Below are 20680 nucleotides of genomic sequence, written 5' to 3' on the forward strand. Positions count from 1 at the left end.
CGTTTAACTTTTCCCTTGCCTGTTTATATTTTTATTTGATTAACTACCTGATTTTTTATTAAGCCATTTTCTTCCTAACCAGCTTGCAAATCCTTGATTCGTTGTTTAGCTGCTGCCTCTTTAGCTTGATACTCAATCAATTTAGCTTTTTGTTCAGCAACTACTTTTTCCGGCGCCTTAGCGACAAAACTTTGGTTGGCTAATTTCTTTTGGGCCCGCTCAACTTCGCTGGCAAATTTAGCAGCTTCTTTTTGCATCCGCTTAATTTCTTCATTAAGATCAATCAAATCCGCCAATGGTAAATAAACTTCTGCGCCAGTGATTACCGAAGTCAGTGACAATTTAGGTGCTTTGACATCTGGAGCAATGGTTAATTTGCGGGGATGACAGAAGCGATCGATATAATCTTGATTATCTTCAAAAATCCGTTTGGTTGCTGCGGACGTTGTTTTAATCAAGATTTCAATTGCACTGGATAATGGGGCATTGACTTCTGCACGACTATTGCGGACAGCTTTGATCAACTCAATCAAATTTTGCATTTGTTTTTCAGCAATTGGATCAGCATATTCTGGATGAGCTACCGGATAAGCTGCCGTTACCAATGATTTACCTACATGCGGCATTGCCAACCAAATTTTTTCAGTGACAAACGGCATGATTGGATGCAACAAGCGTAAAGTCTGATCAAGTACATAACACAAAATATGCTGTGTCTTATTCTTAAGTGCTTGATTGCTGCCATTTAAATCCTGTTTCGACATTTCAATGTACCAATCACAAAAATCATTCCAAATGAAATTATAAAGCGTCCGGCCAGCTTCGCCAAATTCAAAGCCGTCAAACAAACGTGTTACTTCGCTAATCGTCTGATTCAATCGACTAATAATCCATTTGTCAGCTAGCTTCCAAGTAGCTTTAGCTGGTAAAGCTGCCGTTGTATCCGCAGCTAAATTCATAATTACAAAGCGGCTGGCATTCCAAATCTTATTAATAAAGTTCCAAGCTGCATCCATTTTTTTATAACTAAAACGCACATCTTGACCAGGTGCCGATCCATTAGATAAGAACCAGCGCAAAGCATCAGCACCGTATTTATCAATGACATCCATTGGATCAATTCCATTGCCAAGTGATTTACTCATTTTGCGTCCCTGTTCGTCTCGAATCAAGCCATGGATCAAGACATGCTGGAATGGACGGCGACCAGTAAATTCCAAGCTTTGGAAAATCATCCGGGAAACCCAGAAAAAGATAATATCATAACCAGTTACTAAAGTATCAGTTGGAAAATAGCGCTTAAAATCAACAGCGTTTTCATCTGGCCAACCCATCGTGGAAAATGGCCATAAAGCACTAGAGAACCATGTATCCAAAACATCCGGATCTTGCTTCCAGTTTTCAGGATCTTTGGGTGCCTCTTCGCCAACGTAAACTTCACCAGTTTTTTTATGATACCAAGCTGGAATTTGGTGTCCCCACCAGAGTTGCCGCGAAATTACCCAATCATGAACATTTTCCATCCATTGAGTGAAAGTTCCTTCAAAACGTGACGGTACAAAATCAACTCGATCATCCGTTTGCTGGTTTTTTAAAGCTGCTGCTGCTAATGGTTTCATTTTAACAAACCACTGAGTCGACAGGCGTGCTTCAACTTGAACACCGGTTCGTTCTGAATGTCCAACACTATGCACAATCGGTTCAACTTGTAATAAGTAACCCTCGTCCTTTAAGTCACTGACAATGGCCTTACGCGCTGAAAAACGATCAAGTCCTTGATACTTGCCAGCATTTTCATTCATTGTAGCATCTTCGTTCATCGTATTGATCCGCTCTAAATTGTGACGATTGCCAACCCCAAAATCATTAGGGTCATGGGCTGGTGTAATCTTAACCATCCCAGTCCCAAAGTCAGGATCAACATAATCGTCGGCGATAATTGGGATATGACGACCTTGCAACGGTAAAACCAGCATCTTGCCAACCAACGACTGGTAGCGCTGATCACTGGGATTGACTGCAACTGCCACATCACCCATCATTGTTTCTGGACGCGTGGTAGCAATTTCAATATAATGTTCACCCTGATAAGTATCTTTTGGATCCAAAAATGGATATTTAACATGATAAAAAGCACCTTTGACATCTTTATGAATAACTTCAATATCTGATAAGGCAGTCCGGGCTTTTGGATCCCAATTAATGATATATTCGCCCCGGTAAATCAAACCCTTCCTGTAAAGCTTAACAAAAACCCGGCGAACTGCTTGAGACAAGCCTTCATCTAAGGTAAAGCGTTCACGATCGTAGTCCAGAGAAAGGCCTAATTTGGCCCATTGTTGATGAATAATCTCCGCATATTCATTTTTCCATTTCCAGACGGTCTCAACAAATTTATCACGACCCAAATCATAACGCGAAATTCCTTGTTTGGCCAGGCGAGCTTCAACTTTGGCCTGAGTTGCGATCCCCGCATGATCCATTCCTGGCAGCCATAATGTATCGTACCCCTGCATTCTTTTTTGCCGAATAATCATATCTTGCAAAGTTGTATCCCAGGCATGCCCCAAATGCAGCTTTCCAGTAACATTAGGCGGTGGAATAACCACTGAATAAGGTTTAGCTTGCTGATTACCGCTTGGCCGAAAAAGTTTTTCATCCAACCAGCTTTGATAACGACCCGTTTCAACCTGTTTAGGATCATATTTAGTCGACATTTTGCTTTGACGTGTCATCTGATTTTCCCCCTTCAATTCTTTGAGCAATTTCGAGTACAAAAAAAGCCGTCCTAAAAACTAGGACGACTTAGCCGTGGTACCACCTAAATTGAGTCTTTGACTCCACTTAAAAAGTTAACGAAACCAAGTTCCGGCCGGGCCTACTGACTTCAATCCGACGGCTAACGAGCTACATTTAAATGCTAACTAGAAAACCTCACACTATATCCGGTTTTTTCTCTGACTAGCTAAAGTATTCAAAACTCTCGATCATTGCCTTTAATCGTAATAATAGCTTGAAATGCCCAACTCGTCAAGCTATTTTACAGCAATTGACTGAAACTTGGATCCTCTTTAGTCAAAAAAGTCTCGCCAACTTTAATTTCACTAATTTTAACACCTGCCAGAGCCCGCTCAAGCAAACCATTAACATCTAACCGGTTTTCATACTGACGCGTCCGATCCAATCGTGGCTTAGTTTTAGGTGCTGGTGGAGCAAAAATTGTACAGCAGTCTTCAAATGGCATGATTGATAGATCAAAAGTGCCAATTTTTTGAGCAATAGCAATAATTTCATTTTTGTCTAAGGAAACAACTGGTCGCAAAATTGGTAAATTGGTTACATCATTGATTGCAACCATGCTTTCAAGTGTCTGTGAAGCAACTTGACCAATCGATTCACCATTAAAGATTGCCAGATCCTGACGTTTTTGTGCAACTAATGCTGCCAAACGCAACATAAAACGCCGCTGTACGGTCATTAGATAACCTTCAGGAACGTCATGTTTGACTGTTTCCTGGATTTCAGTGAATGGTACCTCAATAAACTTGATACTACCACTAAAAACAGCTAACTTGGCCGTCAATTCTTTTGCCTTGTTCAAAGCTTGCTGACTAGTATATGGCGGACTGAAAAAATGGATCATTTCTAAATCGACACCGCGTTTCATAGCCAAATAACCAGCAACCGGCGAATCAATTCCACCAGAAATCATTAATAAACCCTTACCGGCCGTTCCAACCGGTAAACCACCAGCTCCATCAATCTTTTGACTTGAAAGGAAGATCCCATTTTTCCTGATTTCAACTCGTAAAATCAAATCAGGCTCTTTCATTTTAACTTTGATCCCTGGAAAACTATCTAAAATCACGCCGCCTAAGAGGTCATTCATTTGATTTGTATCAAGTGAGAAATCATGATCTGAACGTCGAGTATTGATTTTAAAAGTCATTCCTGGTTTAAACTGTTCTTTGACCATCGCGACCGCTGTTTTTTTGACGGCGTTTAAATCACGTTCGACCCTGATCGAAGGCGAAAAATTTTGAATTCCAAAAACTTTTTGCAATCGCTCGATCACTTGCTTGGCATCAGTTTCATGCAACTGAATGTGCATCCGATCGCGATGAGCTTTGACGACAACCGCTGGAAAATCATGCAAGCTTAACCGCGTATTATAAGCTAAACGGTCAATAAAACTCCGACGGTTTTTTCCTTTGGTCGATAGTTCGCCATAACGAACCATGATTTCCGTATATTCCACAATGTACCCCCTAAGAATTGATTTTGGCAAAACGTTGGTAAAGCTGATCGAAAATTTCCATGAATTGCTTGGCTTGTTCCAAAGTATTATTTTCATCGAGACTAACCCGAACAGCGGAAGTTGCAATTTTTTCTGGAATTTTCATTGCATTCAAAGTTCCTGAGATTACATGTTTTTTCGACGAGCAAGCACTGGTCGTTGAAATATAGATCTCGTGTTCTTCAAAAGCATGAACAATCGTTTCTCCACGTACCCCATCAATAGTAAAACACAAAATATGCGGAGCAAAATCTGAACCTACTCGAGTAAACATCGTAACTTTCGGATATTTAATTAAGCGCTCATATAAATATTGCTTAATAGCTGCTTGTTGTTTAACTTTAGTAGCCTCATCTTTTAGCAGCAAGCGCAAGGCTTTGGCCATGGCTGCAACTGCTGGTAAATTTTCAGTACCACTGCGAAGATTTTTTTCTTGACCGCCGCCGCTCATTAGTGATGCAATTTTGCGGCCACGACGTTTATACATGATACCAATTCCACGAGGAGCATGGAACTTGTGACCAGAAAAAGTCACAAAATCAACTCGATCATTCATAATCAGTTGCTGAATTCCTTTGCCGATTCCTTGGACAGCATCAATGTGATAATGAATCTTCGGATACGCTTGCAAGATCTTAGCAATTTCCAAATGGGGCTGAATTGAACCAATTTCATTATTCACTGCCATAATTGAAACCAAGATCGTATCTGGTCGAATTGCTGCTGCGACATCTGCCGGATCAACATGACCAGTTTTATCAACGGGCAAATAAGTAACTGCAAAGCCGAGCTTTTCTAATTGCGCCATTGAATTTAATATTGCTGGGTGTTCAATACTCGAAGTAATAATATGTTTGCCATAAATATGTTTTTCAATTGCTGTCCCTTTAACGACCCAATTATCACCTTCAGTGCCACCACTAGTAAAGAAGATCTCATCAGCTGCAACTCCTAGCAAATTCGCAATTTGCTGGCGCGACTGTTCAAGCAATCCAAAAGCTTTTTCGCCAAGTGCATGTAAAGACGAGGGATTACCCCAAATCTGTTGCGAAACCTGATCATAAGTTGCTAAAGCAGCTGTTGAAATCTTAGTTGTTGCGCTGTTATCAAAATAAATCATTTATAAATTCCACCGTCCTTTAATTCTAATCAACTGCAATCTAATATAGCACAATTAACTGCTTTAGGAAAAAGCTATGAAAAATTGTCAAAAAAAAATGATTTTGAATTAAGTCTTCATTAATAAATTTAGTCTCAAAAAAAAAACAGCCGATCGCTGCTTCTTGATTTTTAAATTAAAGTCTTTAATTTAAACTTTCTTTAGTCGGATTTTGCACATAATACTGGTTTTCTAATTTTTTATAAGCGCCCGGTTCAACTTGATCGACCGCAGTTGCAATTTTTTCTAAACTGGCTGCATAATCAAATTTTTGCTTAAAAAGCTGATCAGCTTGGTTAGCAGCCTGAGCAACTTCTGGATAACGATTCTTATAGCGATTAGCATACTGAAGCAATACTTCAGCTAAAGCCGCACTATCAGAAATATCATTAGTTTTTTCGGTTAACTTGTCAAGATCTGCTTGAATATCTAACAAATTTTTACTGATTTGATCCAAATCAATCTTGACCTGATCTAAATCGTTAAGTAAGCGGTCGATCTCATCACTAACGGCCAAGAAGAAATCAAGATACGATTTAGGTAAACCCGGTAAATTTTGTTTGACTAGTTTCCGATGCAGCTGATGAATCTCAAGATCGAACGCTTGAACTGCTTGGCGTGCTTCTTGTTCTTCATGCCATAATCCTTGGATACTTTGATTAATTTTTGTCTGTCTTTCCTCAATCTGTTGCAAACTATCGACCTGCGTCTGCTGTTGCAACAAAACTTCTGAATAAATTGGCACCCCTTCACGAATTTGGTTCGAAGTTGCCGAAAATTCATTTTCAATTTTTTTAAGGTTGACACCCAATTCCCGTCCGTCTTCCATTTCATGATGATTAAATGAATAGTTTTGACTCAAACGATCGAGTTCAATCATTAATTCATGCTGCTGCTGGCGAGCATGCCGAACAAACTGTCCCAACTGTCGGCGCGTGTTTTCGACTTGGTGACGGGCTTTGAGTTCTTGTTCTAATTGATCATATAATTGATCAATTTTTTCAACAATTTCTTGATCGCGTTTAGCTGCAACCGAAACCTGCAAATTTTTTAAGTCAACCAAATTTTCTCCAATTTGAGCTTGAATTTTTTTAACCTCAGCCGCTAAATCTTCCTTAAAACCATATTTTTTGGCCATCAACTGTTGAAAACCGCTCAAGATTTCCGCTAATTGGTCAGGATAAACATTTTTTTGACTCCGGTACAACTTAGGTATTTGTTTTAATTGTTCATCCAAAATAGCGGTGTTTTTCTCTAAATGGTTCAAAATTTGATCAGCCTGAATGTAATCTCCTTTTTGAGCAAAATTAGCATATTGATCAAAGGTATTTTCCAAATTTCCTAGACTTTCTTCTAGTTTATCAATACTCGGACCATAAGAAAAATTTTTAGCTAATAGTTTTTTTCGCAAAGCTTGATATCGTTGTTCGAGCTCATGCAGCTTTTGACGATGAAGCTGATTGCTTCTCTTTAGTCTTGTAATTTCAGACCGTGTCTTATTTTCTAATTTTGCTGCCGCCTGCATTTTAGCTGCAATCAATTTTAATTCACGATAAACTTGCATAAAATGATACTGTTTGCAAGCATCCTGTAATTCCAGTAATCTTTCTGAAATTTCTGGTAAACGATGATTGATCGAGTAAAGATAACTTTGACGGGTCTCTTCAAATTGCTGACGAGTTTGGCCGGATAAATGGATCTCTTTCATATTTGCAAGTTCATCGTTGAGAGATGACTCAATGAATGAACTGATCTGTGCTTGCTGCTTTGAAATTTCTTGAAGGTATTTATGTTGCAAATAGAAAAAAGTAGCGTATCCAATCACTGCCACAACCACAATTACACTTAAAATCGGTATTATCATCCGATCCACACTCCTATAAAACCCTTATTTATCAATTGCTTGATTTATCACGCCAATAAAGTTAAAATCTAGTTTCAATTATAACATAAGAAAACTCTAAGATACACGAATAACCTAAAGAAGAATTGAGGCTCAGTCCATGGAAGAAAGTAATTTATTACTAAAACAATTAGTGTCTTTAACACAGGATGAAACAAATTTGACAGCAAATTTAGCCAATATTAGTGCCTTTTTATATGATCAGCTGCCAAATGTAAGCTGGAGTGGTTTTTATTTGTTCGATTCAACTGAGCAAATGTTGATTTTAGGGCCGTTTCAAGGTAAACCGGCTTGTACGCGAATTGGCATTGGTAAGGGAGTCTGCGGTCAAGCATTTCAAACAAAACAAACGATCATTGTTGAAAATGTCCACCTTTTTCCTGGACACATAGCCTGCGATTCAACTACGAATGCTGAAATCGTTGTTCCACTAACTTCAAGTCAAGGAGCAGCCGTTGGAGTCCTTGATCTTGATTCACGCAGGTTTGGACGTTTTAAAGCAAAAGATCAACAATTTTTCGAACGAATCGCGAAAATTGCACAAAAAAATTGGGACTAGTATTTGACGTCTTAATTGGAATTTGGTATGATTAATTTTGTGTAAAATAATGCAGCAGTTTGCGGTAAGCTCGTCAACATTTTGTTGCCTTAATGGTTCAATTAGTACCTCTTCGGCTGCAAGAGTGAAAATTGCAAAATGAAATGCACGAATACTAAGCAGATATTCGCTTATTTTACTCCAAAAAAATTTATTGGAGGATTTTTTATGTCTCGTTATACTGGTCCAAGTTGGAAAATTTCACGTCGTTTAGGTATCTCTTTAAGCGGTACCGGCAAGGAATTATCACGCCGGCCATATGCTCCTGGTGATCATGGTCAAAACAATCGCCGTAAGTTATCTGAATATGGTCTGCAATTGCGTGAAAAACAGAAGCTGCGTTTAATGTATGGTTTATCAGAACGTCAATTCGCTAATTTGTTCGTTCGGGCCGGCAAGATTCGTGAAGGTCGTCATGGCGATAACTTCATGGTCTTGTTGGAACGTCGATTGGATAATTTAGTTTATCGTCTCGGTTTGGCAACAACTCGTCGTCAAGCTCGTCAGTTAGTCAATCATGGTCATGTAACCGTTAATGGCAAACGAGTTGATATTCCTTCTTTTGAAGTTGCTGTTGGCGATGTAATTTCCTTGCGTGAACGTTCTAAAGAATTACAAGTTGTTAAAGATGCTTTGGAAGCCGCAGTTGGTCGTCCACAATATCTGACATTTGATGACAATAAACTTGAAGGTACATTGACTCGTCTGCCTCAACGTGATGAACTTGAAGCTGAGATCGATGAAGCCTTGATCGTTGAATACTACAACAAACTTTAATTCATCAAAAGGACAGGCTGTTTTATCAGCCTGCTTTTTTTTGTTAATCATCTAACCGTTAACCTAAAAGGAATGAAAGCCATGCAACAAGGTCAGCCAAGTTTATCATTTGAAGTCTTCCCGCCTAAAAACCGAATTGAAGATCGGCTAGCTTTTCAACAATTACTGCAACAGCTTACTGATCTCAACCCAGCTTTTATTAGTGTTGCTAACAGCAATCATTGGCTTAACTTTAAGACTTCTACCTTAGCAATTGCTGATAGTATTCAAACAGATTTTCAACTGCCAGCGATGATTCACCTTGCCGCTCGATATATTTCTCGAAAGCAAATTTTACAACTTCTGCCAGAATTAAAAGCCGTCAAAGTCAAAAATATTTTAGTGATCCGCGGTGACTCAACACCAGGATTGACTGATCAAGGCGACTTCAACCATGCCAGTGATTTAATTAAATTTATCAAGGATCATGATTGCAGTTTCAAAATTTCTGCTGCTTGCTATCCTGAAAAACATCCAGAAGCTCAAAACTTATCAACAGATATTGATTATTTAAAGCAAAAGGTCGCCGCTGGTTGTGACTTTTTAATTAGCCAAACTTTTTTTACTAATGAACTGTTTTATCACTTCCAAACTATTTGTAATAAAGCTGGTATCAAAATTCCAATTTTAGCTGGCATTATGCCGCTTAGCAATCGCAATCAAGTTATACGCTTTTTGCAAAAGAACAACTTAGTTTTGCCGCCTAAGCTACAAAAAATGTTTGCAGCTTTTCAGATGAATGCTACTGCTTTCAAACAGGCAGGTATCCAATTCACAGTTGAACAAATCACCGATTTACTCAACCACCAAGTTGCTGGAATCCATCTTTACACACTCAATCATTTAGAAATAACGCAGCAAATCTGTCAGGCAACTCAAGGACAATTTACCAAATTAAAATAATTTATTTTTAGCTTAAGTTATAAAAGCTTAAAAGAGTGAGAAAATCAAATTTTCTCACTCTTTTAATTATTTTTTATTCGCAAATAATTGCTCTAAAATTAGCTTGCCGAGTGGACGCCTTGGTCCAAGCTTGACTTGCCGCAGCAAATTTAAATCGACAGTTTGATGGGCTGACAAAAAATACAGTTGATCAGCAGCTTGCAACTTAAATGGACGATAAATATTGGGGATGATCACATCTAGTACCCCACTTTTCATGCCTAAAGCCGCCGCTAATCGTTTGATGGCAGTTAAATATGATCGATCGATTTCTTGACTGACTTCTAAATACTCTTCACCAGTTTGACTGCTGCTGTCATAACGCAGTAATAACTGAACTCCTCTTGGTAGAATGTCAGTTAACTGATATCCCTGATCATCAATCGTTTGCTGCTGCAATTTAGCAAACGGAAATGCTCGTTGCTGTTGTTTGAAAAGCAGTTGTTTGTGTTCAATCAATTGTCCAAGCGTTGCGCGACCATCACCAACAATTTGTTGTGGCAAACGTTCAACAATCGTGATTGGTTTTTGAGCAACTAGCAAAATCCGATAACAACCACCGGCTTGCATTTGCTGCAACAAGCAAGCCCGATCTTGCTGCAAGATTTGTTTGACAAAAGGCCAAAGTTGCTCCTTTCGAAGCGGTAAACGAAAAGCCCAGGCTGAACGCTGATATCTGCCTTTGATTGCCAAGGCCGAGGCAGCCAATTGTGGGTAAAGACGTTCAAAATCTGTTTGCCTTTTGATCTGCCATTGCATTGGGATCTGAAAACCAGCTGCAGCTGCCAACTGACTGGCAAGCAGCCGATCACGCCAGCAGCGTTGAGTTAAATTGCCAGCTGTATCAACTAAAAAACCGTCGCCGATCAACTGACCTTCGATTTTGATCAGATGTTCAGTCCCTGACAAAAGTTGATAGCTTTTGCCTTCAGCTAAAGCAGCTGCCAAGACTTCCAGTGAGTTACTATCAGCCAATTCATGCTGCTGCCAGCTGGTTGTTAACTTATCAAGTGATTTTTGAGCTAGTTGCCAAGTCTTGATTTCAGTCCTACCACTCAAACGCAACAGCTGCCCGCTTTTGGTTTGAGTTCCATCCTTGAACAGTTGACGCCAAGTTTGACACTCGGCTAACAACTGCTCAGCCGAGGAAAATTTTGCAATTTCAATCAACTCTGTCAGCTGATTGAATAACTTAAGGGACGTTTTTGTTTCAAGGATCGCTGCAAACGGATTGGCAGCTGCTTGCTGACCAGCTTTTTGAAATGCCTGTTTTAGCTGAATTGTTAATTGATCATTGACCAAACCTGGTGCTAGCCAGAAATAAGTTGTTAGCAGCTGGAATAAATCTAAAGTTGCACCGGTAATTCCAACGGGACTAAAAGGATCAAGTTCTAATGACTGTAGTTCAATTCCGCCAATTACTTTGCGAGAACCACCTTTGGTCTTGATTTCGACAATCAAAGGTCGAAATGGCAAGCTTTGCCAATGCTGGTCTGTAAAATTCTGCACCATAAATTGAAAATCTGCTGGCCAGCGCTGAGTAAAATGGCGCAGCCAAAAACTGCTCTTAACCATTTTCCCATCAGTTGCGGGCGTTGATCCAGTTAAATAAGGCAATAGCCAAGAATTATTATTCAACTGTTGAATAATTTTTAAATAAACTTGCGCACGATAAGCCAAATAGTCCAACTGCAAGGATTTAAACTTTTCTTGATAACTTTGCTGTAATAAAAATTCAGGCAACTGCCAACGCAACGTAATCCCATGATCGAACTGGCTGACAGTTGAAAAAGGATTCAAAAAAACTTGACTACCTAAATTTTTTTGCAACAAAAGCGTGGTTAGCTTTAAACGTTGCAAAACGCCTTTTTTTGAAAGCCAGCCTGGTGTTTTGAGTAAAATTCCCCCGACAATTTTTTCAACTGGCTGCAAATCCTCTCCTTGTGCCTTGGTTAAAAACTCTCCTAAATTTTCAACTGGCTGCGCTGGCTGTTTTTCAAGCTGACGCTGTAACAAAACTTGCCAACGCAAATTAGCTGTAGCAGCCAGTAATTGGTTCTCCTGTAGCCATGTCCCTAAATCATCAAATTGCATCCCAACAGCCTCCATTTATCAAACTCAAAACTATTATACCAAATTTAATTTGACAAAAATCAAACTTAACTGACAAGTTGCAGTCAATGCTATAATTAAGTTGATCTAACTTAGTTGTAAATCATTAAATGCTTGTAGACTAATATTTAATGACGAGGCTCTTATTTTAAACAAAATTATTAGGAATTGGTGATTTCTAAGCTAATCATTTAGTCAGATCAATTTACTCACAAAACCAATTTAACAGATGAAGGAGCATAACCATGAATAAGCCACTTGCTTATCGAATGCGGCCGCGTTCAATTGATGAAGTGATCGGCCAGCAGCATTTGGTCGGTCCGGGTAAAATTATTCGTCGGATGGTCACGGCTAAAATGTTATCGTCAATGATTCTTTATGGACCGCCTGGCACTGGTAAAACCAGTATTGCCAGTGCCATTGCTGGCTCAACCCAATATGCTTTGCGAACGGTCAACGCGGCAACTGATTCAAAAAAAGAGCTGGAGGCGGTCGCAGCCGAAGCCAAGTTGAGTGGAACGGTAATCTTACTGCTCGATGAAATCCATCGCTTAACGAAACCTAAACAAGATTTTCTACTGCCCCATTTAGAGAGCGGACGAATTATTTTGATTGGTGCTACGACAGAAAACCCTTACATTGCAATCAGTCCAGCTATCCGCAGTCGAACACAAATTTTTGAAGTCAAACCATTGAATGAAGGCGAAATCAAATTAGCCATTGACCGAGCTTTGGCTGACAAAGAACGTGGCTTAGGCCAATTAAAGATCACTCTTGATCTACCGGCTAAAAATTTTTTGGCTCAAGCAACCCATGGTGATTTAAGAAGCGTCTTGAATGCCTTAGAACTGGCTGCTAAATCAACATCAACCAATCAGCAAGACAGGATCCATTTAACTTTGCCAGTTGTCGAAGAGTGTTTACAGCACAAAGCTTTAGTCCAGGATAAAGATGGTGATGCACATTATGACGTGATTTCAGCCTTTCAAAAATCCATCCGCGGTTCAGATACTGACGCTGCCTTACATTACTTAGCCCGTTTGTTAGCTGCCGGCGATTTAATCAGTGCTGTTCGTCGATTGCTGACAATTGCTTACGAGGATATTGGGCTTGCTAATCCCAATGCAGCGGCTCACACAGTTGCGGCAGTTACCGCGGCGGAAAAAATTGGCTTGCCTGAAGCCCGAATTCCACTGGCAGCTGCCGTCATTGAACTATGTTTGTCACCAAAATCGAATGCAGCTATTTCAGCAATTGATCAGGCACTCGCTGATTTAAAAAAGGGAAATTATGGTGAAATCCCAGCCTATTTAAAAGATGCCCATTATCAAGGAGCTAAACAGCTAGGCCATGGACTTGATTATAAATACCCACATGATTTCGAACATGACTGGGTCGCACAACAATATTTGCCAAGCAGGTTAAAAAACCATTCATATTTTAAGCCCAAAGGCAACAGTCGCTATGAAGTAGCTCTAAAGGAACGTTACCAACGCTTAAAAGCTAGTCAGCAGCAACGACTTGCCGCACCCAAAAACCAAATTGAAAAAAAAGATAATTCGTGATAAAATTAATGCAAATCTGGAATGTGCGCATTATCTCAACATGTAAGGTTGACCGAACACCTAACATTTTGGTTTCTGGAATGATTTATTAATAACAGGCCTACCTGATAGGAAGTTAGCGGTAAGTCTACTGGACACCCCCTGCTTTGACAGCGGGTTCAACTACAGAGATGATTAACGGCATTAAACGGATGCGGGGCTGTAACGAAACCAATTGTTTTGTTGTCAGCCCTTTTATTTAATAAAATTTAGTATGAAAGGCCTAACATGAATTCTCTAATTTATACTTTAACAATTATTTTAATCATTATTTTATTCATTCTTGGAGGCTATTTGTTACGCCATCGAAGATTTAACCTTTTAACACAGCAACAGGTCAACAATCAATCTTCAATCAAACTTTTAAGCTGGATCGGCAGTTTGTTGATTATTTTAGCTGTCATAACATTGGGGGTTTTGCTTGCTCAAAAAATTGTTTTTCTAGTAGCAATGCTAATCATCGACGCTATTTTTGTCACACTGTTGCCATTCATTATCTTAATCTTCTTTCCAAAAAATAACTAAATTTTTAGTTTTGTAAATTTTGACGAAATAACGTACAATAGAGTTGAATAATAGAAAGGGTGATAACTATGCTACAACAATATAACAACATCTTAGTACCAATTGATGGTTCAAAAGAGGCTGAACTAGCTTTTAAAAAAGCTGTGGCAGTGACTCGCCGTAATGGTGACAGTGCTAAGCTTCATTTGCTGCATGTTGTTGACACGCGGGCTTTCCAAAATATTTCCAGTTTTGACACGGCAATGGTTGAACAAGTTACTGAAACCGCTAAAAAGACGCTGGAAAATTATGTTGCAGAAGCACAAAAGGCTGGTTTAAAAAACGTTGATTATTCAATCGAATACGGCGCTCCTAAAGTAATTATTGCTAAGGAAACCCCGGCAGATAAAGATATTGATTTAATTATGATCGGGGCAACTGGTTTAAATGCCGTTGAACGTTTGTTAATTGGTTCAGTTACTGAATACGTAACGCGGACAGCTGCTTGTGATGTTCTGGTAGTTAGGACCGACTTAGATAATAAACCCGTTTTAAATGAGAAGAAATCGAAGAAATAATCGTCGTTTATCACAGTTTGATTTTGCTTAAAAGTTTTACATTGACAACAAATGGTCAGTTAACCACAGCCCCAGGGCAAATTGATTAACTGACCATCTTTATTAAATGTTTTTTTGATTGAAACGACTAATCGTTAACTTTTTTAATTGAATTCGGCAATTTTTCCTGACCTAATTCAACGAAATCATAATGTAGTTTTGCACTGTCATTAAATTCCTCAATTGCCAATTGAATCAATCTATCAAGCAATTCACTATAACCAATGCCGCTAACCTTCCATAATTGCGGATAGAGTGAAATATTCGTAAAACCAGGCAATGTATTAGCTTCACCAAAATAAGGAACATCATTTTGATCAACTAAAAAATCCATCCGGGCCAACCCACGATTATCGAGAACACGAAAAGCATCCAGTGACATTTGAGTAATTTCAGTTGCCAACTTGGCAGGCAAGTCAACTGGCAGGTCAAAAACAACACCTGAAGCATCCACAAATTTATTATTATAATCATAAAACTTGTCAGTAGCTGGTACTTCAATGCCGCCAAGTTTGGATGCTTCGGCCACTCGATTGCCCAAAACTGAACATTCAATTTCCCGCGGATGCTCAATGGCTTCTTCAATCATCACCTTATAATCATATTGGAATGCATCAGCAAGCGCTTGGTCAAACTCAAGCTGATCGGCAACTTTATGAATTCCAACTGATGACCCCTGACGTGCAGGTTTAATAAACAATATCTTACCTAATTTTTCACTACAACTTTGATAAGTAAATTCTGATTTGGTCTCCGGAGTCGCCACGACATATTTAGTATTTCGAATGCCATGAAGGGTTAGCAACTGTTTAGTCAGATCTTTATCAAAAGAAACTCCTGAAGAAGTGATCCCACTGCCGACCCAAGGTTTATTTAATAATCTAAATAAGCCCTGAACAGTTCCATCTTCACCCATATTGCCATGGATCACTGGCAAAAAGACATCAATATCTTTGACCTCGGAAATATTTTGAATATTGGCCAATGGATTGGAAAAATCAACGTTTGGCATGATTCCCGCTAATACCTGATCTTCCGGCTCCCCATTAAAGATCCGCATTGAATCCTGATTACCTAATAAATAACCATTTTTGGCAAACATGAAAACTGAAACGTCGTATTTGTTTTTGTCTAAACCATCATAAACATTATGAGCTGATCTTTTTGAGACATCATGTTCAGATGAATTACCGCCAAAAAAAAGCGCAATGTGTAATTTCTTTTTTCCCATTGTATATTCCATTCCTATCAAGATTTTCTTATTATACGGCTGGATTTATTATACTATAACAAATTGCTTAATGTACAGTAAAATAAAATTTACCTTTTGCATCATACCATGAAACAAACCATTTTGTCAGTAATTAAGGTAAATTTTATAATTTTACAGAATTTTTTCATTCTATCTTCCTTCTACATGTTAGAATTAACTTAAAGAGCTCTTTAACCAGCTAAACTCATGAGGTGAGGTCAATGGCAAACAAGTTATTTGGTGTAATTTATTTAACACCTAGACAAATCAAATTATCGATTATCGACTTAAAGACTTTGAAATTGGTTGAAAATGCCAATGGATATTTCTTTCAACCGACTGATGATCATTATCCGCAAAATGCCGGTTTGATTTCCGAAAAGTTAAAGGGATTTCAGCGCTTGCTAAAAGATTATGGCGTTAAAAATTATCGACTTTGGGGAAACCAGCAGTCATTAGATGATGTAAGTACTCGTTATTTAGGTGAACAAATTTTTGTCCGTAATAATATCCATGTTCACTGGCTAAATACCAGTCAACTAACTTATTATAAAGCAATCGGAATTATTACTCACCTTAATAACTTTAAACAATTAACTGATAGTCAAACTTTTCTTTTAAGTCTAGGATCTGAAAAAGTTTCTCTTTCCCAGTTCAAATTAAAAAAATTCATTTCAACTTGGAATATTGATCTTGGTTCAGCTCATTTGGAAGATTTGGCCAGTATTATTGATTTAAGTTCCAATGATCCAATTGAAGTTATTGATGATTATATTGGCAGTAAATTAGAAAACTTACGACATACTCTTGTTCGAAGTGACCAAACAGCTAATTTAATCCTACAAGATGCCAGTGCTTTAAGCCATAAATTCATCCCTTCAGAAAAAGATACTGCTATTCTATCAGTTGCTAAGTTTCAACAATTATATGATATGGTGATCCACTCTTCGGAACAGTTTTTAATTGATTATTTTGATATTGATGAACATATTGTTAATCGACTAAAACCTTATTTTATCTTGATTGAAAAGATGATTAAGTTGCTACGGGTGGAAAAAATAATTTTAAGCAATATTACTGTTTCTGATGGCTTAGCAATTGAACAAGCCAAAAAAAACCGTTATCTGAAACAAGATTTAAATGAAATCATCATTACTTCAGCTGAAAATATGGCTAACCGCTATTTAACGAGTCATTCACATCGAAAAATCGTAACTGATCTAGCTTTGCATATGTTTGACCAGCTCAAACAGCTCCATCACTTAGGTAAACGTGAACGGTTGCTGCTGCAAATCGCTGCAACTGTTGATGATGTTGGTAATTATATTAGTCAGCAAGGCCATTACCGACATTCAGCTTATATCTTAGAAGCCAACAAGATCATTGGCCTTTCTGACGAAGAGAATCAGTTGATTGCTGAGATATCCCGTTATCATAGCAGCGAGTCACCAGCCATCAATGAACCACATTTCCAGCGTTTAGCCCCCAATGTTCAAATGAAAGTTGCTAAACTTGCTGCTATTTTGCGTTTAGCGGATGCGTTAGATGATTCGCGGGAAGAAAAGATCCAAAAAATCTCAGTTTCACTGCAAACGGAACAACTAATTATCTATGCTTATGCTACACAAAATATTTCATTAGAAAAATGGTCTTTTAAAAATAAATCGACTCTTTTCACTGAAGTTTACGGAATCAAACCTGTCTTGAAACAACGGAGGCGTTTAAATTGATCAAAAGATTTGATAAACATTCATATTTTAAAAATCGCGAACTCAGCTGGTTAGATTTTAACGGCCGAGTACTTGAAGAAGCTCGTGATCCAGAAAACCCCTTATTAGAACGAGTAAATTTTTTAGGAATCACCCAAAGCAATGTCGATGAGTTTTTTATGGTCCGCGTAGCTTCACTGAACAAAATGTATTCCGTTGGCATTAAAACTACTGATGCTTCAGGGATGACACCCAAACAGCAAATCGATGCCATTAATTCATTGGAACAGCAGATGGTCGCCAAGCGCTACAATACTTATAACCGCTCATTGCTGCCGCAATTAGAAAAAAATGAGATCAAAATTGTTAAAATCAAAAACATTACTGACGAACAGCATCGCTCTTTGCAACGCTATTTTAATGACGATCTCTATCCAGTGCTTACTCCGCTAGCAGATGATTCTTCACGCCCCTTTCCTTTTATCAGCAATAACTCGCTAAATCTGGCCATCAGATTGCAAGAAAATAAAAATCTAAAGAATCGGCCTTTTGCGACGATTCGGATTCCAGAAATCTTTGGCCGCTTGATCAAGTTGCCGCGTGAAGACAATAGCTTTATTTTAGTTGAAGAAATTATCAAAGAGTTTATCAGTAACCTCTTTCCGGGCTATCAAGTAATTGAGTCAGCTACTTATCGAGTAATTCGCGATATGGACTTGGACGTGGCTGAAGAAGATACTTCTGATTTGTTGCGTGAGGTTCAAAAGCAGTTGAAAAAAAGAGAACACGGCAAAGTTATGCGGTTGGAAATTGAATCTTCAATGAGTCGTGATCTCAGTAATCGCCTAATCAAAAATCTTGATGTTGATCAAAGTGCGGTTTACCGCATCAATGGTCCCATCGATTTGACTTTTTTGAAAAAATTGCCTGGTAAGGTTACCGGTCATGACGATTTGCGCTACCAACCGTTTCGAGCATTCATTGATCCACAATTAGCATCGGGTCAGAATATTTTTGCGGCTGTTCGTCAGCATGATTTTTTAATGCAGCATCCCTACGACTCATTTAGTTCAGTCGTTCATTTCATTGAACAAGCTGCTAGCGATCCAAGTGTTCTCGCCATTAAGATGACTCTTTATCGTGTATCCGGTAATTCACCGATTATTAAATATTTGGGTTTAGCAGCTCAAAAGGGCAAACAAGTTACGGTTTTAGTTGAAGTCAAGGCTCGCTTTGATGAGGAGAATAACGTTCGCTGGGCTAAACAATTGGAAAAAATGGGTTGTCACGTAATTTATGGACTAGTAGGCCTGAAAACTCATTGTAAAATGGCACTAATTATTCGGCGAGAAGAAGATGGGATTCGGCGTTACTTACATTTAGGAACCGGCAATTATAATGATGTCACCGCTAATTTTTATACTGATATGGGAATTTTTACAGCCAATTTGGATATGGGAATTGATGCTTCAAATATTTTTAATATGCTGTCAGGCTACGCTAAACCACCATATTTTCACAAGTTGCATATTTCACCACATAAAATTCGTGAATTTATCTCCAAAAAAATTGATGATGAAATTAATTATGCTCAAAATGGTCAACCGGCTGAAATCCGGATGAAAATGAACTCACTTTCGGACCAAAAAATTATTGAGAAACTTTATCAAGCCTCAGCTGCTGGTGTCAAAATCAAATTGATCGTTCGGGGAATTTGCTGCTTAAAAAATGATTTACCCGGAATCAGTGAAAACATTGAAGTTCACTCAATCGTTGGCCGCTTTTTAGAGCACAGCCGAATTTATTACTTCTACAATCAAGGTAATGAAGATGTCTATTTATCAAGCGCTGATATGATGACCCGTAACCTCGATCGCCGCGTTGAACTGCTCTTTCCAGCCCTACAATCAGAAATCAAGGTTAAAATAATTTCAATTTTCAATTTAATGTGGCATGATAATCTTAAAGCACGGGTTTTACATGGTGATCAATTTGAACGGATCGATCGACGAGGACTGGAGCCTTTCAGTTCGCAGGAATACTTCGTCCAAGAGGCAACGAAAAAGAATCAAGTCCTGTTAGAAAATCGGCGGCAAGCCAAAGCTAATTCCGTTTTCCAGCCAATGATGCATCGTGATGATCCCTTGCAGTTTCAAATCGATCCTAAGGAGGAAGAATAAAGATGGTCAATTTTGCAGTCATTGACTTGGGTTCAAATTCAATTCGGCTAAAAATTTCGCAAATCAACCCGGATGGCAGTTTCACGGTTACCCATCAATTAAAAGAAATGGTGCGGCTGTCAGAAAACATGGGTGAAGAAAAAATTTTACAACCTGAGCCAATTGCTCGCACCTTAAAGGCACTCGAAAACTTCAAACAGGTTTATGAACAGATACCTGATTTGCATCTCGAAGCAATTGCTACAGCAGCAGTTCGACAAGCCAAGAACCAAGCTGATTTTTTAAAATCGGTCAAGAAAAAAATTGGTGTGAAGTTCGAAGTGATTTCTGGTGATCAAGAAGCTTATTTAGATTTCTTGGGGGTTTCAAAAACTTTAAAAATCGGTAATAAATGTCTGATTATGGATACAGGTGGCGCCAGTACCGAATTGATCTATGTAAAAAATCAAAAGATCCAAAATCTGATCAGCTTACCTTTTGGTTCGGTCACCGTTTCGCAAGAGTTTGCTTTAAGTGAGCAAATTTCTCCAGGTAATCTCTTCCGTGCAATGACTGATGTTGAACAAAAATTAACTGATATCGACTGGATCCTTGACGCTCACAAATCAAATTTAGTTGCTCTGGGCGGCAGCAATCGAACCTTAGCCAAAATTGCCCGCCGTAAGGAAAGCGAAAATGATGAATTGCCAAGTTTACATGGCTTTCAACTGTCAGGCAACCAAGCAGTCGATATTTTTGCCAACTTAGTCAACCTTGATCGCCGGCAGCGCGAAGATATCCCCGGCTTAGCTAAAATCCGGGCTGATGTCATTGTTGGCGGCTTGATTCCAATTTCATTGTTGTTGCGTGTTTTACATATCCCCACTATTTTATTTTCTAATTGTGGTTTGCGTGATGGCACACTCTTTAATTATTTAGCCACAAATAACTATCCGCCAAAAAATTGTCAAAAATAGCTGTCAAAAGGCCGTAAAATCAGTTTCAAAT

General features: G+C 38.7%; 15 protein-coding genes, 1 other RNA gene and 1 other annotated feature. Of the genes, 10 read left to right on the plus strand and 6 right to left on the minus strand.

Going from position 1 to position 20680, the window contains the following annotated elements; genetic code table 11:
* Positions 1-74: 74 nt before the first annotated feature.
* The 4 genes from KH893_RS02895 to ezrA form a co-directional block, all read right to left on the minus strand.
* A complete protein-coding gene (locus KH893_RS02895; RefSeq protein ID WP_281164674.1) occupies positions 75-2735 on the minus strand; it encodes a valine--tRNA ligase in 2661 nt (886 codons plus the stop codon).
* Between the two features lie 58 nt (positions 2736-2793).
* Positions 2794-3000 (minus strand) — a binding site (T-box leader).
* 40 nt (positions 3001-3040) lie between these two features.
* Positions 3041-4258, minus strand: coding sequence for a tRNA uracil 4-sulfurtransferase ThiI (gene thiI, locus KH893_RS02900; protein ID WP_281164675.1), 1218 nt, complete (start codon positions 4256-4258; stop codon positions 3041-3043).
* Between the two features lie 10 nt (positions 4259-4268).
* On the minus strand, positions 4269-5417 hold the full coding sequence (locus tag KH893_RS02905) for a cysteine desulfurase family protein (RefSeq protein WP_281164676.1): 1149 nt from the start codon (positions 5415-5417) through the stop codon (positions 4269-4271).
* Between the two features lie 184 nt (positions 5418-5601).
* A complete protein-coding gene (gene ezrA / locus KH893_RS02910) occupies positions 5602-7320 on the minus strand; it encodes a septation ring formation regulator EzrA (RefSeq protein ID WP_281164677.1) in 1719 nt (572 codons plus the stop codon).
* Positions 7321-7459: 139 nt separating this feature from the next.
* Here ezrA and KH893_RS02915 point away from each other — a divergent pair, with 139 nt between their 5' ends.
* From KH893_RS02915 to KH893_RS02925, 3 genes are all read left to right on the plus strand, one after another.
* Positions 7460-7918 (plus strand): GAF domain-containing protein, encoded by a 459-nt coding sequence (locus KH893_RS02915; protein WP_281164678.1) that lies wholly within the window; start codon positions 7460-7462, stop codon positions 7916-7918.
* A 207-nt stretch (positions 7919-8125) separates the two neighbouring features.
* Positions 8126-8734 carry a 30S ribosomal protein S4 gene (rpsD, locus tag KH893_RS02920; protein ID WP_281164679.1) on the plus strand — a complete coding sequence of 203 codons (609 nt, stop codon included), beginning with the start codon at positions 8126-8128 and terminating at the stop codon, positions 8732-8734.
* An 81-nt stretch (positions 8735-8815) separates the two neighbouring features.
* Positions 8816-9676, plus strand: a complete 861-nt coding sequence (locus tag KH893_RS02925) for a methylenetetrahydrofolate reductase (protein ID WP_281164680.1) — start codon at positions 8816-8818, stop codon at positions 9674-9676.
* A gap of 66 nt (positions 9677-9742) precedes the next feature.
* On the opposite strand, the gene KH893_RS02930 is transcribed toward KH893_RS02925, so the two are convergent.
* Complete coding sequence (locus KH893_RS02930; RefSeq protein ID WP_281164681.1) at positions 9743-11809, minus strand: hypothetical protein; 2067 nt, start codon at positions 11807-11809, stop codon at positions 9743-9745.
* 263 nt (positions 11810-12072) lie between these two features.
* Here KH893_RS02930 and KH893_RS02935 point away from each other — a divergent pair, with 263 nt between their 5' ends.
* The 4 genes from KH893_RS02935 (at position 12073) to KH893_RS02950 (ending at position 14513) form a co-directional block, all read left to right on the plus strand.
* The gene (locus tag KH893_RS02935) at positions 12073-13392 is read left to right on the plus strand and encodes a replication-associated recombination protein A (RefSeq protein ID WP_281164682.1); all 1320 of its coding nucleotides are present in this window, start codon (positions 12073-12075) and stop codon (positions 13390-13392) included.
* A 10-nt stretch (positions 13393-13402) separates the two neighbouring features.
* A non-coding RNA gene (gene ssrS / locus KH893_RS02940) (6S RNA) lies at positions 13403-13590 on the plus strand.
* Positions 13591-13659: 69 nt separating this feature from the next.
* The gene (locus tag KH893_RS02945) at positions 13660-13956 is read left to right on the plus strand and encodes a hypothetical protein (RefSeq protein WP_281164683.1); all 297 of its coding nucleotides are present in this window, start codon (positions 13660-13662) and stop codon (positions 13954-13956) included.
* Positions 13957-14024: 68 nt separating this feature from the next.
* Complete coding sequence (locus tag KH893_RS02950; protein ID WP_281164684.1) at positions 14025-14513, plus strand: universal stress protein; 489 nt, start codon at positions 14025-14027, stop codon at positions 14511-14513.
* A gap of 127 nt (positions 14514-14640) precedes the next feature.
* On the opposite strand, the gene KH893_RS02955 is transcribed toward KH893_RS02950, so the two are convergent.
* The gene (locus KH893_RS02955; RefSeq protein ID WP_281164685.1) at positions 14641-15783 is read right to left on the minus strand and encodes a D-alanine--D-alanine ligase family protein; all 1143 of its coding nucleotides are present in this window, start codon (positions 15781-15783) and stop codon (positions 14641-14643) included.
* Between the two features lie 242 nt (positions 15784-16025).
* On the opposite strand from KH893_RS02955, the gene KH893_RS02960 reads away from it, so the two are divergent.
* The 3 genes from KH893_RS02960 to KH893_RS02970 are packed head-to-tail and all read left to right on the plus strand — an operon-like array spanning position 16026 to position 20649.
* Positions 16026-17534: an exopolyphosphatase gene (locus KH893_RS02960; RefSeq protein WP_281164686.1), complete on the plus strand. Its 1509-nt coding sequence runs from the start codon at positions 16026-16028 to the stop codon at positions 17532-17534.
* Entirely contained in the window at positions 17531-19693 is a 2163-nt protein-coding gene (locus KH893_RS02965) for an RNA degradosome polyphosphate kinase (RefSeq protein WP_281164687.1), read from the plus strand. Before KH893_RS02960 ends, KH893_RS02965 begins: the two co-directional genes overlap by 4 nt.
* A gap of 2 nt (positions 19694-19695) precedes the next feature.
* On the plus strand, positions 19696-20649 hold the full coding sequence (locus KH893_RS02970; protein WP_281164688.1) for a Ppx/GppA family phosphatase: 954 nt from the start codon (positions 19696-19698) through the stop codon (positions 20647-20649).
* Positions 20650-20680 lie beyond the last annotated feature (31 nt).

Source organism: Liquorilactobacillus sicerae, assembly GCF_029916425.1.
Taxonomy (GTDB): Bacteria; Bacillota; Bacilli; order Lactobacillales; family Lactobacillaceae; genus Liquorilactobacillus; species Liquorilactobacillus sicerae.

Bases quoted from the DNA above. Each gene is read 5' to 3' on its own strand.
- KH893_RS02895 (WP_281164674.1), bottom strand. From the start codon at position 2,735: ATGACACGTCAAAGCAAAATGTCGACTAAATATGATCCTAAACAGGTT.
- KH893_RS02905 (WP_281164676.1), bottom strand. From the start codon at position 5,417: ATGATTTATTTTGATAACAGCGCAACAACTAAGATTTCAACAGCTGCT.
- ezrA (WP_281164677.1), bottom strand. From the start codon at position 7,320: ATGATAATACCGATTTTAAGTGTAATTGTGGTTGTGGCAGTGATTGGA.
- KH893_RS02915 (WP_281164678.1), top strand. From the start codon at position 7,460: ATGGAAGAAAGTAATTTATTACTAAAACAATTAGTGTCTTTAACACAG.
- rpsD (WP_281164679.1), top strand. From the start codon at position 8,126: ATGTCTCGTTATACTGGTCCAAGTTGGAAAATTTCACGTCGTTTAGGT.
- KH893_RS02925 (WP_281164680.1), top strand. From the start codon at position 8,816: ATGCAACAAGGTCAGCCAAGTTTATCATTTGAAGTCTTCCCGCCTAAA.
- KH893_RS02930 (WP_281164681.1), bottom strand. From the start codon at position 11,809: ATGCAATTTGATGATTTAGGGACATGGCTACAGGAGAACCAATTACTG.
- KH893_RS02935 (WP_281164682.1), top strand. From the start codon at position 12,073: ATGAATAAGCCACTTGCTTATCGAATGCGGCCGCGTTCAATTGATGAA.
- KH893_RS02945 (WP_281164683.1), top strand. From the start codon at position 13,660: ATGAATTCTCTAATTTATACTTTAACAATTATTTTAATCATTATTTTA.
- KH893_RS02950 (WP_281164684.1), top strand. From the start codon at position 14,025: ATGCTACAACAATATAACAACATCTTAGTACCAATTGATGGTTCAAAA.
- KH893_RS02955 (WP_281164685.1), bottom strand. From the start codon at position 15,783: ATGGGAAAAAAGAAATTACACATTGCGCTTTTTTTTGGCGGTAATTCA.
- KH893_RS02960 (WP_281164686.1), top strand. From the start codon at position 16,026: ATGGCAAACAAGTTATTTGGTGTAATTTATTTAACACCTAGACAAATC.
- KH893_RS02970 (WP_281164688.1), top strand. From the start codon at position 19,696: ATGGTCAATTTTGCAGTCATTGACTTGGGTTCAAATTCAATTCGGCTA.